Source organism: Thermogemmatispora argillosa (assembly GCF_059696725.1).
The window spans coordinates 2,728,466-2,744,445 of record NZ_AP019377.1; the positions used below are offsets into that span (position 1 = coordinate 2,728,466).

The 15,980-nt window shown below is 59.8% G+C and carries 12 protein-coding genes; 7 read left to right on the forward strand and 5 right to left on the reverse strand.

What is annotated here, in order from left to right:
* The first annotated feature begins 279 nt into the window (after nucleotides 1-279).
* Nucleotides 280-1,689, forward strand: coding sequence for a WD40 domain-containing protein (locus tag AC6H1L_RS10615; RefSeq protein WP_497601458.1), 1,410 nt, complete (start codon nucleotides 280-282; stop codon nucleotides 1,687-1,689).
* 185 nt (nucleotides 1,690-1,874) lie between these two features.
* Here the strand turns inward: AC6H1L_RS10615 and AC6H1L_RS10620 are convergent, their stop codons facing one another.
* The 5 genes from AC6H1L_RS10620 to dnaB all read right to left on the reverse strand — a co-directional run bounded on the left by AC6H1L_RS10620 (nucleotide 1,875) and on the right by dnaB (nucleotide 8,333).
* Nucleotides 1,875-3,062, reverse strand: a complete 1,188-nt coding sequence (locus AC6H1L_RS10620) for an FIST signal transduction protein (protein WP_497601459.1) — start codon at nucleotides 3,060-3,062, stop codon at nucleotides 1,875-1,877.
* Between the two features lie 67 nt (nucleotides 3,063-3,129).
* The gene (locus tag AC6H1L_RS10625) at nucleotides 3,130-3,528 is read right to left on the reverse strand and encodes a VOC family protein (protein ID WP_497601460.1); all 399 of its coding nucleotides are present in this window, start codon (nucleotides 3,526-3,528) and stop codon (nucleotides 3,130-3,132) included.
* A 633-nt stretch (nucleotides 3,529-4,161) separates the two neighbouring features.
* On the reverse strand, nucleotides 4,162-5,715 hold the full coding sequence (locus AC6H1L_RS10630) for an ATP-binding protein (RefSeq protein ID WP_497601461.1): 1,554 nt from the start codon (nucleotides 5,713-5,715) through the stop codon (nucleotides 4,162-4,164).
* Between the two features lie 3 nt (nucleotides 5,716-5,718).
* Nucleotides 5,719-6,507 (reverse strand): DnaD domain-containing protein, encoded by a 789-nt coding sequence (locus tag AC6H1L_RS10635; protein ID WP_497601462.1) that lies wholly within the window; start codon nucleotides 6,505-6,507, stop codon nucleotides 5,719-5,721.
* A 17-nt stretch (nucleotides 6,508-6,524) separates the two neighbouring features.
* Nucleotides 6,525-8,333, reverse strand: coding sequence for a replicative DNA helicase (gene dnaB / locus AC6H1L_RS10640; RefSeq protein ID WP_497601463.1), 1,809 nt, complete (start codon nucleotides 8,331-8,333; stop codon nucleotides 6,525-6,527).
* Between the two features lie 892 nt (nucleotides 8,334-9,225).
* Between dnaB and AC6H1L_RS10645 the strand changes: the two genes are divergently transcribed.
* From AC6H1L_RS10645 to AC6H1L_RS10670, 6 genes are all read left to right on the forward strand, one after another.
* Nucleotides 9,226-10,083: a peptidylprolyl isomerase gene (locus AC6H1L_RS10645; RefSeq protein WP_497601464.1), complete on the forward strand. Its 858-nt coding sequence runs from the start codon at nucleotides 9,226-9,228 to the stop codon at nucleotides 10,081-10,083.
* Nucleotides 10,084-10,349: 266 nt separating this feature from the next.
* A complete protein-coding gene (locus tag AC6H1L_RS10650) occupies nucleotides 10,350-10,832 on the forward strand; it encodes a peptidylprolyl isomerase (RefSeq protein WP_497601465.1) in 483 nt (160 codons plus the stop codon).
* Nucleotides 10,833-11,422: 590 nt separating this feature from the next.
* Complete coding sequence (locus tag AC6H1L_RS10655; RefSeq protein WP_497601466.1) at nucleotides 11,423-12,034, forward strand: ECF transporter S component; 612 nt, start codon at nucleotides 11,423-11,425, stop codon at nucleotides 12,032-12,034.
* A gap of 208 nt (nucleotides 12,035-12,242) precedes the next feature.
* Complete coding sequence (locus AC6H1L_RS10660) at nucleotides 12,243-14,117, forward strand: ABC transporter ATP-binding protein (RefSeq protein ID WP_497601467.1); 1,875 nt, start codon at nucleotides 12,243-12,245, stop codon at nucleotides 14,115-14,117.
* On the forward strand, nucleotides 14,108-14,926 hold the full coding sequence (locus tag AC6H1L_RS10665; RefSeq protein ID WP_497601468.1) for an energy-coupling factor transporter transmembrane component T family protein: 819 nt from the start codon (nucleotides 14,108-14,110) through the stop codon (nucleotides 14,924-14,926). Before AC6H1L_RS10660 ends, AC6H1L_RS10665 begins: the two co-directional genes overlap by 10 nt.
* Before the next feature lie 40 nt (nucleotides 14,927-14,966).
* Nucleotides 14,967-15,911, forward strand: a complete 945-nt coding sequence (locus AC6H1L_RS10670) for a ferredoxin family protein (protein ID WP_497601469.1) — start codon at nucleotides 14,967-14,969, stop codon at nucleotides 15,909-15,911.
* The last annotated feature ends 69 nt before the right edge of the window (nucleotides 15,912-15,980 follow it).

The following is a 15,980-nucleotide window of genomic DNA, read 5'->3' on the forward strand; positions in this document are numbered from 1 at the left end:
ACCCTTTCTGATCCGGTTTCAGGAAGATCTAGAACGGTGTAGTTTCGAAATGTTTTTACGAATGGCCCCGGCGCTCGGTTACAGCCAAAGGAGAAAAACGAGTCGCCCCGCTGGCCAGAAAAGGCCACAGGCGCGCATGTGCCAGCGCCTTTTTCCCCCTCAAATGAAGCCGGGAAGCGACGTTTAAGTAGAGGAAACAGCATTCCTGCCACCCATAGACACTCATTGCCAATCTAAGCAGATGCAAGTGAGGCTAAGTGAGGCAAGGAGATAGATACTATGTTCTGCAGCTTTTGTGGCACGCCATTGCCCCCAGACGCCAAGTTCTGCCCGCTCTGTGGTCGCATGGTACTGGCGCCTGGGAATGAGAAGGCTCAGGGAGAGGAGGAGCGCACCGAGCTGGTAGACACGATGCCATCTTCCGAGCATAGTGGCTTTAGGCCTCCCGCAGCGGAGCTGATCGCTCCACCGCCTCCCGACTTTGGTGCTCCGGCCCAACCGGTTCCTGATGCGAGAAGCGAGCAGACCCTACCGCGGCGCGCGCTTCTTATGGGAGCCGGCGGTCTAATCCTCCTCGGAGGAGGTCTGGCGCTGGCCTTGTTGCGCACCTTCTCGGGGATTTCTTCTTCTCAAGGAGCCTCTCCCAGGAGCACCGCCAGATCCAATGTGGCCGGTCGCCCGACACCGACCTCTCCTCCTTCCGCCGTATCCCCTGCAACAGCCTCACCTTCTCCTTCACCCAGCCCTTCGCCAACTCAAACACCCACCAGTCCCGCAGAGCAAGTTAGCCCCGCGGGGAATCTCTTGACGCGCTATACGGGGCACCACGGCTATGTCTATTGTGCCGCCTGGTCGCCTGACAATCGGCTTGCAGCCACCGGTGGCCAGGACGGGACGGTCCAGATCTGGGAGCCGCTCACGGGGCGGCCTGTGCTGATCTGGAATAGCGGCAACCCGGAGCAGCAGATCTATGCCCTGGCCTGGTCTCCCGATGGCAACTATCTGGCCTTTGGCGGTCAGGACCATCAGGTCTATATTGGCGAGGTCAGGAGCGGCGCCATCCTCTTCACCTACAGCGGTCACAGCCAGCCTATCTATGCCCTGGCCTGGTCTCCCGACAGCCAGCGCGTAGCCTCTGGGAGCGGCGACAGCACCGTCCAAGTATGGAATGCCAGCGACGGCGGCGCCGTCTTCACCTATGTCGCCCATCAGGACACCATCCGTGGCCTGTCCTGGTCGCGGGTTACTCGCTTGCTCGCTTCCTGCTCAGAAGATAGCACCGTGCGCATTTGGCAGCCTTCCGATGGGACGACACTGGCCATCTGCCTTGGTCATCAAGGGGGAGTCTTAAACCTGGACTGGGCCCCGGACGGTCAGCATCTGGCTTCTGGTGGACGCGATGCCACCGTCCGCATCTGGCAAGCCGCCACGGGTAATCAGGAGCTGGTCTATCGTGGTCATCAAAATCGCGTCTGGAGCGTGGCGTGGTCGCCTGATGGGGGCCGCTTGGCTTCGGCAGGCAAAGATGGAACTGTCCAGATCTGGGAGGCGGCCAGTGGGCGCCAATTGTTGGTTTATCATGGCCATAACGACACTGTCTGGTCGGCGTACTGGTCGCGAGATGGCCGCTTGATACTCTCCTGCAGCGATGACGGCACCGCTCAGGTCTGGTCTGCCCCGCTGGCCTGAGATGCATGCATGAGTCAACAAGGATGCTCAGGCCTCTTTGATCTTGAGGACAGAGCCGCCGCTCTCGCCATCCCTCCGGTAGCGGCGGGTCCCCTGAGCCAACACCGCCGCAGTCTGCTCTGCCGCCGGCCTGGGCTGGCGTCCCTGGCTGACTGACTGACTGGGCGGCAGCTATAGCCCTTAGCTTATTCCACGCGCACGAGCAGAGCCAGGCAGGCCGTAAAGCCATGAAGGAAAGGGCGACCATCAACCGGCCCGATTTCGCCGCTGCAGAAGAGGCCGACGAGTGGGAGGGGACCAAGATAGTGTTCGATCGCCTCAGCATCGTGATTGGGAGTATCAAAGAGGTTCATCCCGCGCCCATTGCAGGTACAAAGGATGACCGCCACCGGCTCGCGGCCACGCAGTTCCTCCCGTGCCCGCTCTAACGTATCGCGCAGATCCATATCGGCGGTGCTGGCATCGCGCATCTGGAACTGGATCGTTTGGCCTACGCGCGGCATAGCGCCGATGGCCAGCCCGCCGCTGAGTCGGTCAACCCCAATCAGGGGGCGCACGAGAAAGCTACCACGGCCAAAGCTCTCGCGATACTCATTAGCGGCCAGACCAACGAGCAGATTATGACGAGCGCGACGCTGCAAGAAAGGAGGCAGCTCTTGCAGGGTTTCCAGGAGCAATTCATAGGCTGGACGGTTAGAGATGGTTTCGACCAGATTCCCGCGCACGCTCGTGATCGTCCAGGGTTCGCCGATTGGCTCACAGCCCTGCGAGACCAGAGGCAGAATGGTATAAGAGCCGCCGATGGCCAGGCCAACGCCGCCCTCGCCAAAGACATCGCCATTGCGAAAGACAAAGGTACGCTGTAGCAATGGATGGGCCGAGGCCAAACCGCCCACCATCGGGCAATGGGGATAAGCTCGGGCCAGTCCTTCCAGCAAGGCTTCACTATCGAGGCGGAAAGGGTCAGCAAAGATCAGCCAGGCGTTGACCTCCTCAGGTAACAGCCCCAGGCGTGTGTGCCACTCCTCGGCACGCTCGCATTCCTCGACCAGGGCTTGAGTAAAGCGCACCACGCGCAGCCGCGCGCCCGGCAGTTGCAGCGTCATCAGCGCCAGAGCTGGCGTCTCCTCCAGCTCCTCACCCTGTCCAATGACGCCCTGGCCAGAGCAGCCGATCAACAACCGTACCCCGCTCTCCTCGTAGGCACGCCGCACGAGGTCAGGAAACGATTCCGCATAGAGGCCACTGGCGAAGAGAATAGCCAGATCGCTAGGGCCTTTGACACGCGCGAGGGCACGAGTCAGGGCTCGCTCCCAGCGTGCATCTTCGACCAGCGTGCCCCGTACAAGGGGCTTCTCCTCAACCGCATTCATACATACTCGCTCCCCCACGCTTCGTTTCTTCCGCGCTCATCCGTTTGTCCTGTGAATTACCAGGCACTCAGCCGGCGCTAGCCCGGCAGATGAATTCCACTTCATTGCCGTCAGGGTCATCCACATACATGGTGCGGCTGGCCAGCACGGGATGCTTGCCACCGCGCGGCTGATAGCCAGCCTCTACCAGGGCCGCGTACTGGGCATCAAACTCTTCCTCGGGCAACTCCAGCGCCAGATGATGAAGCTGGTAACCCGCCGGTTTCGCCTTGATCTCCTCGCTCTTGGGCACCAGCACAATCATCTGCGGAATGCCGGCTTTTCCCTCGCCAACCTTCAAAAAGACATTGGGCAGGTTTGGCGGGGAAATGACCTCTAAGCCCAGCAGATCCCGATAGAAATGCAAAGCTTTTTCTTTGTCCGCCGTCCAGAGCACAATTTCAGAAATGCCGACAATATGTTTCATGTGGAACACCTGTTCACTGAGCGTTTCTTTCCCTTCCTTCGCGCTCTGCCAGGGACAGAGAGGAGGGCAGAGCAGGTAGCGCAGCATGAAGAGCCAGGGCAGAGGCCTACTCTCTACTCCCAATTATGATAGTATCGCACACCCAAGAAGGCCCCGGCAACTGCAAGAGAGGCATAGCGAGCCAGGGAGCCAGCCACAGCCCCCTGGACAAAGCCGCCTCTCTGGCAACGCTCGCCACTGCTTCCCCCGTCCACCTACCCTCATTGCTCCCCCTCTATCCCCAATACGGGAGCGCGCTGCCAGCCTTCCTTTCAGTGATCACTGCCTGAGAACGAGCGCGCAGAGACAGCCCATCTGACAGCGAAAGACCCCCAGAAAAAGCCCATTCTCCCCTTAGTGCTGAGCAGAGACGCAACCTGGGGAGAACAGATAGACCATGCTATGTCTGGCGGCACAAGTAGCATGCAGAGACGCTGATCACGAACCCGATCAGGTGCCCAGAAATGAAGAGGAGAAAGGGCCTGCCCGCCTACTCTCTCCGCCCCGGTGAGAGGGTGGAGCGCACCACAGCCATGTCCTTGTCAGGGCAATAGACAGGCTGCAGCACGCTCGGGCGATCAGGCCGCGGTTTTCCTAATGGCGACGAGGATTGCGCGGGCGATAATCCAGCGCCCCCTCAAAAGTAACCATCGTCACGAGCGACGCATCGGAGAGGCGCGAGCGAATGCGTTCATCGATGGCCTGCAAGCCGCGCGGATTAGCCGTGATCACCGTTGGATAGCGCAGATTATAACGATAGTTGAGCAACTGGAAAAGCTTCTCATTGGCCCAGGGCGAGCTTTGCTGCGCTCCCAGATCATCGAGTACGAGCAGCTCCGCCTCGCGCATACGCGCAAAGAGCTGATCATAGACTTCAGGCGCCTCGGGAGCGAAGGCAGCGCGCAAGTGATCCAGCAGATCAGGCACAGTGGCAAAGAGCACCAGCGAGCCATTCTCCAGACAGAGATTGGCAATTGCAGCCGCCAGATGCGTCTTGCCGCAGCCATTTGGCCCCACCAGCAGCAACCAGCCATCAGGTTCGCGCGCGTACTCTAGTGCCGCCTGGTAGGCCTGGCGCACACCGGGCACCGTATAGTTAAAGTTCTTGAAACTCTTATCGCGGAACGCTTCGAGATTAGACATGCTGCGGAGCTGCTGGCGCCGACGCTCCTTGAGATCAGCCTCCTTGCACTCGCAAGGGATGGGCTTGCCGAAATGCGGATGGCCAAAGGGGACATCCAGACGTAGATAGCCCGCCCCCTTACACTTTGGGCAAACGGGGCGTTGGGAGCCGAAAGGGGCCGGCAGCGTTGAGCCACTGGAGCTGGCAGTTTCCAGAGACCCATTTGTCTGCCGCTCGCGTCCTGGCGTTTGCCGGGCCTGACGCAGCCGCAAGGTCTCTTGAAGCTGTGCCAAGGCAGGGTCAGCGAGAGCATTGGGGCGCAGGGGCTGAGTGACGCGTTGCTGACGAGCCACTGCAGGCGCACCGGCAGCCGAGAGCGCTAGCCGATCATGAGGCAGCAGCGGAGACGAGGCCTCAGTTTGGCGATGCAGCGCTGCGCCCTCACGATGTGCGGGTGAGCGCGTTGGTGCAGGCAGCGCGCCAGTAGCTGCTGATCGGGATCGAGCTGGGCGAGCAGTGGCCTCGAGCAACTCTTGCTCATCCTCCCAATCTCCGTAGCGCATCCCTCCCTCATCATCATCCTCCTCATCCTCCCATTCTTCTTCGTCGGAGAGAGCATCACCTCTCAAAGCCGGCAGATAATCGTCGGCCCGATAGTAGTAGTCGCGCGCGCGCCGCGGAAGAGATGACGCCGGGAGATCCCGACGCGCGCCATAGAGGCGCTCGCTCTGACGCCCAGCCAGCCGGCTCGGACGCGAGAGCGACTCACCGCTTTCCAACGTCAGGGTATCCGTCAAGACATCGGCCAGCGCCTCTGTCCCAGGCACCTCAGTCACCTCAACGTGGCCACGGGAGGAGCGCCCAGGACGCGAAAGCGCCCGATTGAGAGCAGCCGTCTGCTCGGGCAAAGGCAGGCGCGTTGTATGCTCGCCGCGCTCCCGTGGCAGCGCTCCTGTCTGGCGAGCGCGCTGCTGGAGCAGTTGCTGCCGTCGCTGCTTAAGCATAATCTCGTTTAAGCGTTCCATAGCTTATCTGCCTTCCGTTTCCCAGCGCCTCAAGATCGCGCGAATATAACGCCAGTTACGCTTATTATGTTCGACAGCCTCGCGAAAAGCCGCCTCGATCCACTCTGGAGGATAGCGCTCAGCGGCATCGCGTAGCTCATCAGCGATTAACGGAGAAAGAAGTCCTATATTCTGTTCGTACAAGACAAATATATTCGGACGCTCAATCTCAATGTGTAAATGCTGATTCTGGCCGTGGCCCGCACGCGCAAAGGAGGTGGCGACAGGAGCCGAGGAGAGCGTAGAGGCCGCTGGGGCAGACGAGGCCAGGCTCCCCTGAGGCTGGCGCTGCGTCTGCTCTGACTCGCTGCGGCGTTGCCCGACGTCGAGCAGACGCACCGGAATCAGCTCACTCCCCTGCAGCTCGGCCACCACCCGCCGGCTGCGCGCTGTATTAAAGAAATACCAGCCAATAACCTCATCTTCAGAACCATCTTCAGCGAGCACCTTGAGGTAGACGCGGAGTATCGTGCCACGCGCTACCGCCTTTTCCAGGCCCTGGCGTACCCGTTCTTCAGGTGGACGTGGATCACCGCGCCGCTTCAGGCTCTTCAACAGCACGCGATCATTGAGTAGCTCCGGCTCGCTCACGCAACGCGGCTCGCCGCGCTTTTGAGCGAGCAACCAGAAGAGGTGCAGCGTGACCTTTAATTCCGCTACATCCTCGATCTCTGGTAAGAGCGACCTGAAGAAGACCTCCGGCACAGGGACATAGGGATTCTTGCCCGAAGGGAAGCCAGCAAAGGACGTCATAGCCATCCATCCAGAGATTACTCAGGAGGCGGAGAAAGCTCTAGATCACAGAAGCGGGTATGACTCGCCTGGAAGTAGAGGCTTACCTCGCCGACAGGACCATTGCGATGCTTGGCGACGATAATATCTGCGATATTTTTGCGCTCCGAATCCGGGTTATAGACATCATCCCGATAAATAAACATGACAACATCGGCATCTTGCTCGATGCTGTTATGTACGATGAGGTCCGCGGCAATGAAGTTGTGCAGGCCAGCCACCGTCAGATCATAGACTTCCGCCTCACCGGCGGGCCTAATGGCATTCACACGGTCCCAGATGACATCTCCCTCACCAGCCTCCGCCGCTGGCCAGCCTTCGCCAGAGTTGTGGCAAAGCGCCGAGGGCAAGGCCCGCGGGAGAGCTATCTCTCCCCCTACGCTGAGTTCATCAAGGCGCCGCCAGCCTGCGCGCGTCAGAAAGCGATGGTTGGCCGTGGCGCGCACCTGCTGACCCCTCGCCGTCGCCAGTCGATAGACGGGGCGGCGCCCGGTCGCAAAGGCCCGTGTCACTGGCGCCACCTCCAGACGCTTGGTGTGCGGATTCAGGGCCAGCACGCGGAAGCCCTGACGCCCTACCAGTTGCCCGATAGGGCAGTATATCCCCTCGTCAGCCAGATAGACTGGCGTCTCCTCGGCCAGACAGCCGCTCTCGCGCAGATCAGAGAGCTGGGGCACCTTCGACTGACGCGCTTCTACAGCACGCGAGAGCTGCGCCAGCGCCAATACCGGTACGTTCAGTTCGCGCGCCAGGGCCTTGAGCGTACGACTGATCTCCGAAATCTCCTGGACGCGGTTCTCATTGCGCCGTCCACCACCGGTGGTGGTCTGCATGAGCTGCAGGTAGTCGACAATAATCAGGTCAACACCTTGTTCCGCCTGGAGGCGACGAGCCTTGCTGCGCATTTCCGCCGTCGAAATGCTGGCCGTATCATCGATCCAGATCGGGGCCTCAGCCAGCCGCTGCGTCGCCAGCATGATGCGCTCCCACTCTTCATCATTGATCCAGCCCGTGCGCAGACGCTGCTGATCAACGCCAGCTTCCATCGAGAGCAGTCGCTGTACAAGCTGCTCTTTGCTCATCTCCAGGCTAAAGATCGCCACAGTTTGCTTGAAGCGCACAGCAGCATTATGCGCCATGCTCAGCGCCAGCGAGGTCTTACCGAGCGAGGGGCGAGCGGCCAGGATAATCAGATCCGAGCGCTGCAGCCCACCGGTGAGGCGGTCGAGATCGGTGAAGCCAGTGGGGACGCCAACGATGGCACCGCGTCGCTCATGGAGCTGATCTAGCTTGTTCAGATACTCAGAAAGGATCTCGCTCAGGAGCGAGAAATCTGAGCGCAGGCGCCGTCGCCCGATCTCAAAGATCAGGCGCTCAGCCTTATCAAGGGCCACGTCGGCATCGCCTTCCTCGTAGGCGATGGCGGCGATCTGACCGGCAGCATGGATTAGCCGGCGCAGAACCGCTGTGCGCTCCACAATGCGCCCATAATACTCGATGTTGCCGCTGGTGGGCACCTGGTTGACCAGAGACGTGATGTAACTGGCGCCGCCAACCTCCTCTAGCTTCCCCTGGCGCTCCAGCTCGTCACAGAGCGTAATAAAATCTGCTGGCTCGTGCCGCTCGTAGAGCTGGAGCATCACCTCATAGATGGCACGATGGGCGTCGCGATAGAAATCCTCCGGGCGCAAGAAGTCAGCTACCTGAATGATCGCCTCCGGATCAATCAGGATGCTGCCCAGGACGCCACATTCGGCCTCAATGTTCTGCGGTAACAGCTTCTCCACGTCCTGTCTCCAGCGTTCGTGCTTGCTCGCAAATCTTAGCAGCTCAGCGCTTTGTAGATAATGACGCTAAAAAGCGGCTTAACAGCCTGGAAAAGATTATATCATATAAGATTGCTCTTTTAGGCAGTAGACTCGGCACCCGCCTGACGGCAGCGCGCCCGCTGGCCACGTCCGCACCGGCCAGCTCACGGGCCGCACGTCTCCTACGCTCGGGCAGGAGAGGCAGCCAAGCGGCGTATGCAGTCAGGAACTGCTTGCGCCTCACCCAGGCCAGGGGTCTATCCAGCAGCGGGAAGGGAGTCCCGTGTGTCTAAACAGTGTAGCGAATCTTGTGCCCGAAAGCAAACAGCAGGCTAGCAGTCGGCCTGTGGATATGTGGATATCCTGGGGGATAGTTTACGCTTGCGGCCCGCACATATAGCTGAGGTAATGGGCAGTTATCCCCCAGTTATCCACCGTTGGGAGGCAGTTATCCACAGCTATCCACAAAGTTATCCACAATCTTATCCACATGGCCCAGTGGGCGAATCTTCCTATTCTCTGGTGACTGTGCGCTCCCGACCCCCACCCTGGGGGCGACAGGAAAGGACTTGACCCGTAAGGGCCTGCAGGGTATCATAGCACCCAGAAATCAGCGCTCTTTATTTGGCTGGCTGTTTGCCGGTTATTCCTGTTCCCCAGTTTGTCCGCGATCGCGCCGGATCGGGGCAGGCAGCAAGCCATACAGGCAAGCAGGCAACAGGCAGGCACTCAGCCATCTGCAGCGCTGCCACCGTCAAGAGAACAGTCTCGCAGCAAGGAAGCAGCCGAGCTGTTGATTGGGCCTCAGCCCAGCCATGCGATCCCGATTCGCCGCAAGCAAGATCTGAAGAAGGAGCAGTATTTAGACCCCATGCCAAAGACGAGCAAGCGTGCAGCCACAAGAAGAGCGAAAAAGATCGCCCGCGCGCACGCCACCAAGCTGCCAGAAGCGCCTGCCCCCAAGAAGGAGAAGCGTGGCCCTGGCTACACGCCGCCTAAGCGGGGCCTGGCTCGCTACCCCTGGGCCGTGACCCTGACGATTTTGGTCATCGCTGCCGTAATCGGCGCTATGTACTATTACAAGATCGGCCCCTTCGCTCCGCCAAAGCCACAGCCGAAGAGCGCCGCCGTCTCGCCCTGCCTGAAGGTAGTCAAGCAGCTAACGGATACTTCGCCTGCGCCGACGGGCGAGGCTTTCAATAAAATCCAGCATACCTATAAGGCTCCGCCCGCGATGTCCATTAATACGAATAAGATTTATTGCGCCGGTATTAATACGAATCGTGGCTTGATCGTGGTGGAGCTTGATCCCAAGCTGGCCCCCCAGACGGTGAATAACTTTGTCTTTTTGGCTCAGCACCACTTTTATGATGGATTGAAGTTTCATCGCGTGGTGCCGAATTATATTATCCAGACCGGCGATCCAAAGGGGGATGGCAGCGGTGGACCCGGCTATACGTTGCCCGCTGAGCCTGTGAAGGGCAACTATACCGCGGGAGCGGTGGCTATGGCAAAGCCGAATACTGGCACCGCCAATAACGGCAGTCAGTTCTTTATCTGCGTTTCCGACCAGCCGGCAAAGGAACTGACGAAATCCTATAATCTCTTTGGCCATGTGGTCCAGGGCATGGACGTCGTGAAGAAGATCCAGGGTCCGGGCGATCAGCCTTCTCAGAAGAATATCAAACCCGATGTCATTACCCACCTGGTGGTAGTGGCTGCTCCCTGAGCTGAGCACGGGCAGGCAGACAGACAGATAGGCAAGTAAGCAGGCGGGCCGAGAGCCAAAGACAGGTCAGCTTCTCCTGGGCCTCTCTGACCCGCCTTGCTTCTGTCCTGCTCGTCGGGCATCTCCCTCGCTGGCCCAGCCCGGCGCCGGTTAAGTTGGGGGAGCACGTGAACGGGCCTGGTGATAGTATGTTGTTATGAGCCTGCCGCTTGAAGGCAAGCAGCGATGGTTCTTTGCTGAGTGAGGAAAGAGAGGATCTGTGAACAATGACAGCGAAACGACGCTATAATGCTCCGCCCCCCATGCAGATCGACCCGCAGAAGACCTACTATGCGACGATCAGCACGGCTAAGGGCGATATCCGTCTCCGGCTCTTCGCCTCTGAGGCTCCTCTGACGGTGAATAATTTTGTGGCGCTGGCTCGCGATGGCTTCTATGACGGGTTGACGTTTCACCGCGTGGTGCCTGGCTTTGTGATTCAAGGGGGCGATCCCCTTGGCAATGGCTTCGGTGACCCCGGTTACCGCTTCCCCGATGAACCGGTTCGCCGTCCCTACAAGGCCGGGACGCTGGCTATGGCTAATGCTGGCCCGAATACCAATGGAAGCCAGTTCTTTATCTGTCTGGAGGATCAGCCGCGCCTTCCGCCCAATTATACGATCTTTGGCGAGACGGTCTCTGGCCTTGATGTGGTGCGCCGCATCCAGGTGGGCGATGTGATGCAGCGTGTGACGATCGAGGAGAGCTAGTCTGTCTGTCTGCATGCCGGCACGCGGGTGGGCGCCTGGTGCCATTCGCGCCCCTCCCGGTCGTGCCTGGTCAGCCAGGCCGCCCGGCGCCGGCGGCGCTTCACCTCAGCGGTCTATAGCTTGGCCCGGTTGCAGCGCTTTTCTGAGCTGGAACCCCCGGGTGGGTTCTATCTTTCTTTCAAAGCTATCCTCGGCTACAAGTAGCTGCGTAGCCTTCGCCGCCTTGCGGTCCAGATTGCCTTTGGCGCTCGCTTTCGTTGCGCCTCGGCCTCGTCGTCTCAGCTTCGATCTTCGTTTCGGCTTTTGCCTTCTCTGCCTTTCCTCTCACCTGCTCTTCGCCCGCCGGTACTTTATGCCCTCAACAGGGTTGCCGCCATCAGGCGCCAGGTCATTACGCTATCTGCTTGATCGGTAGTTTTGCTGATCTCAGTGGGTACGGCCATCATTAGGCCCTCCGCCTCTTGACAGTTGATATTAGCATGCCCTAATATCTTAGCAGCGTAGTCGGATATTAGGTCTGCCTAATATCCAGGGGGGCTAGCTGCGGTGGGTTACTTCCCCGCCTTTGATGATTAGAGGAGTATGACTGGATGAGCAGACAAACGGAAGTGAGGCAGCCGGCACGGCCCTGGCTATCGCTGTTGGCCTGGAGCACGCGCGACATTTTGATTCTGGCGGCCATCAGCGTGGTCTTTGGCATCCTGCTTGGAGCCCTACTCTATCCATACATGTTATCCGTGGTCCTGGGTCCGATTGTAGCCTGGGCCTGGGTTGGACTCTATATTCTGCCTGGCTTCTTTATCGCCTACGCCTTACGTAGGCCAGGGGCAGCCTTTTTGATTGCCCTGCTCTACTGTTTTGTGACGCTTCCCATCTCGCCCTACGGGCCATCGATCATGATCACCGGTATTCTCTACGCCTGCTCGGGAGAGATCAGTGTGGCCATTGGCACGCGCTACCGTCACTTTGGTCTGCCCTGGATGGCGCTGACCGGCTTTACGGGCGGGATTGTAATGCTGATCATCTATGCTATCTTCTATCCTTCGGCCTTCAAGCTGGCGCTCCCGGTGCTGATCGGTGTGATTGTCATCACGCTTGTGAGCAGCACGCTGAGCGGTATTCTGGCCAAGTATTTGGGTGATGCGGCGGCCCGCACTGGTGTCCTGGCTGGCACGATTCGCCGCGAACAGGATGAAATCTAGTTCCCTCCTGGCTGGCCCAGGGAGGCCAGTGCCTGGCTCTTCCTGTCGCGCCAGATCAGCGCTACCTCAGCCTCTCGTTGGGGTTGGTCAACGCCGACCAGCCCCAACCTCAGCCTTTAGCCGGCCGCAGTGGCCAAAGTTAGCAGGGAGCCGGAGAGTTGAGTAGCGAGCAAGGCAAAGCGGTAGACGCTGGCAAAGGAGAAAGGTGATGAGCGAGACAAGGACGGCTCTCATTGAGATCGAGGATCTGACAGTCAAGTACGCCGGGCGGCGCACGCCAGCCCTGGAACAGGTGCAGCTTCGGCTCTACGCTGGTGAGACCGTGCTGCTGCTTGGCCCATCGGGCAGCGGTAAGAGCACCCTGGCGCTGACGCTGAATGGTTTGATCCCTCACAGCGTCGGCAAGGTGCAGAGCGGGTGCGTGCGCGTGGCAGGCTTCGATACGCGGCAGACGACGGTCGCTACGCTGGCGCAGCGGGTCGGCCTGCTCTTCCAGGACCCGGAGGCGCAGTTTGTGATGTTTACTGTGGAGGATGAGATCGCCTTTGGGCTGGAAAATCTCTGCTTTGCGCCAGCGGAGATGGAGCGCCGGATCAGCGAGAGCCTGGCGCTCGTAGGCTTGACAGAGCTACGCTATCGGCGCGTTGAGCAGCTTTCGGGTGGGGAGAAACAGCGGGTGGCTCTGGCGGCCCTGTTGGCTCTGGAGCCGGAGATCCTGGTCTTTGACGAGCCGACGGCTAATCTGGACCCCCAGGGAACACAGGAGGTCTTTGCGCTCCTGCGTCGCTGCAAGGAGGCGGGACGCTATACGATTGTGCTGATCGAGCATCGCCTTGATGAGCTGATGGATCTGGTGGAGCGAATGGTGGTTCTTGACAAGCGAGGACAGGTAATTGTAGATGGTCCGCCACGCCAGGTGCTGAGCGAGCAGTTGGCAACATTGCAGGAGCTAGGGGTGTGGGTCCCCCAGGTTGCCAGGCTGGCTCACGCGCTACAGCAGCAGGGTTGGTCGCTTGAGCCATTCCCTTTGACGCTGGAGGAGGCCGCAGAGGCCCTGCTCAGAGGTGGAGGGGCAGCGCGCTTCACGCCCCATCAGCGCCCGCCGGAGCCGGCATCGGTCAATGGCCATCGTCCAGTCGCAGCCGCGAGCCTGCCGGACCCGGGTGTAAGCCGCCTCGACCGCGGTCACCAGGAGATGGCCATTGAGGTGCGCTCGCTCTCATACTGTGCAGGGGGACGCCAGGTGTTGCGGGATGTCTCGCTAGCAATCCCGCGCGGGGCTTTTCTGGCCGTGGTCGGAGCCAATGGCGCCGGGAAAACGACGCTGGCTCAGCATCTGGTCGGTATTCTCCAGCCACCCCGTGGCTCTATCCGCTTGCTGGGCCGCGAGTTGACCATGATCCCAGCCCGCGAGCTGACCCGCCACGTCGGCTATGTTTTCCAGAATCCTGAGCACCAGTTTATCACGGAGACGGTTGAGGATGAGGTAGCCTATGGGTTGCGCGTTATGGGCCTGCCCACAGCAGAGGTGCGGGAGCGCACCCGCTCGCTGCTGGAGCGCTTCGGCCTGCTCCCTCTGGCGCGTGCGAATCCCTTTACGCTGAGTCACGGTGAGAAGCGGCGTCTGAGCGTGGCCACAATGCTGGCAATGGGACAGGAGATCCTTATTCTCGATGAGCCTACTTTTGGACAGGACGAGTACAATGCGACGGCTTTGTTAGAGCTACTCTGGCAGCTCCATAGCGAGGGGCGCACGGTTGTTGTGATCACTCACGATATGTCTCTGGTGGCGGCTTATGCACAGTACGTGGCGGTCATGCAAGAGGGCCGGCTGCTCTTCTATGGGACAGCGGCGGCGCTTTTCGCGCAAGAGGAGCTCCTGAGAGAGGCGCGCCTGACCTTGCCCCCGCTGGCTCGCCTGGCACGCCGCCTTGGATGGTCAGATCTGCTGACGCTGGAGGAGCTTTGTGAGCGCTGCCTCCAGACATATGCTCCCCCGTCGCGGGTGGCGGAGGCAGCTCCCGGTTTAGGCGTCCACCCGGATGGAGCGGCTGCCGCGAGGGAGGAGAGATCATGCAGGTAATCTACCAGGAGGGGAATTCATTACTGCATCGCCTGAACCCGCTCACGAAGGTGGTGGCTCTGGTGCCTGTGGTGCTCTTCGTGGCGCTGACAAATGACCCCTGGCTGCCTCTGGCCTTTATAGCGCTGGCGAGCGCTATGATCGTTGGGCCTGCGCGCATCGCTCCAAGAACTTTCTGGCGCATTCAGGCCCCTCTTATGATTAGCTTATTGGTCTTCATGATCCTTTATCCCTTTATGGTGCGGGCTGAGCTGTTCAATCATACCCCTGTCGTGCTGAGGCTTGGCCCGCTGGTACTCTATCAGGGCGCTTTGCTGGCCGGCACGGCTGCCGTCCTGCGCGTCTATGCCATGCTGCTGCTGTCGTTGATCTTTATGCTGACGACCGATATTAGCGACTTCATTCGCGCGATGGTGCAGCAGTGGCATTTTCCCTACCGGCTCGGCTACGGTGTCTTGGCAGCCTTTCACTTCATGCCGCTGCTGCAAGAGGAGTTCCGCCTGATCCAGGCAGCCCACCGCATTCGCGGCATCGAAACCCAGGGCGGCGCCAAAGCCCAGGCCGAGCGCCTACGTCGTTACCTGATTCCGCTGCTAACCAGCGCCATTCGTCGGGCTGAGCGCACAGCCCTGGCAATGGAGAGCCGGGCCTTTGGCGCCCTCAGACAGCGTTCATATTTCCGGCGATTTCGCTTCAATCGCACTGATTACCTGTTCATTCTCTGTTTCTGGCTGCTCTGCCTGCTGGTTATTGGCCTCTTCTGGCTAACTGGCTGGATGGGGCCGCTTTCCTTCACAAAGGAGCTATAGCCATGCACCATAACCATCTACATGGTGAGGAGTATCAGGTGTGGTAGAACGCATCTTCTGCGCTCAGATCTCTGAGGAGCGTCAGGTACCTTTTCACGGCCTGGCGCCGATGGCAAGGATCTGGGTGCTGGTGGAATATACAGGAGCCTGGGAACGTTCCGCTGTTCTCTATAATGATTTGCCCGAGCCGGCGCGTCGCTGGCTGGCTAATATTGCTTTAAGCTACGAGACCCGGCAAAGTATGGCGGTTTTTATCAGGCGAGGACCACGCAGCAGCGGCCCAGTACGCTGCTTTGTGGCGATTACGCAGCCAGAGCGCCTGGCGCTCTACGCTTTCCAGCTCGCAGGCTACGAGGAGCTACCTCGGCTGCCACTTGCCGCCCTAGAGCGGGGCGCGCCCGATTACGATTGCTATCTGAGCCGGGAGCCACTCTATCTTGTCTGTACACATGGCAAGCACGATCAGTGCTGCGCTAAGTTTGGCATGCCCATCTATCGCGAAGCGGCCCGCCTGGCTGGAGAGCAGGTCTGGCAATGCAGCCACATTGGTGGTGATCAGTTCGCTGCTAACCTGGTCTGTCTCCCACATGGCATCTATTACAGCCGTGTCAAGGTGCCCGAAGTAGCCGCTATTCTTGAGGCCGATCGTCAGGGAAAGCTCTACCTGGAGAAATGCCGCGGGCGGGTATTGTACCCTCAGCCAGTCCAGGCCGCCGAACAGTATCTGCGGGAACGCACCGGCATACGCGAGCTAGAGGCGCTGGTCTTCTTAGAGGCGCGTCAGGATGGCCCCAGCCATCAGGTGCTCTTCTTGTCGCGCATTGACGGGGCTTTGCATAATCTACACCTTGTCGAACAGAGCGAGCCGCTGGCACCAGTGGAGGGCTGTCGCTGTAGTCTGATCGGCAAGCTTCAGCGGCAAACCTATCGTCTGCTTGAGCATCGGGTCTACGTCCCGCATGTCTCGCAGGCGGTCGTGAGCTGAGGAAAGGGCACAGTAGAGCACACGGCAGCCTATTCTAGTAGACAACTGCACTCCCTCTCTCTCACTCAG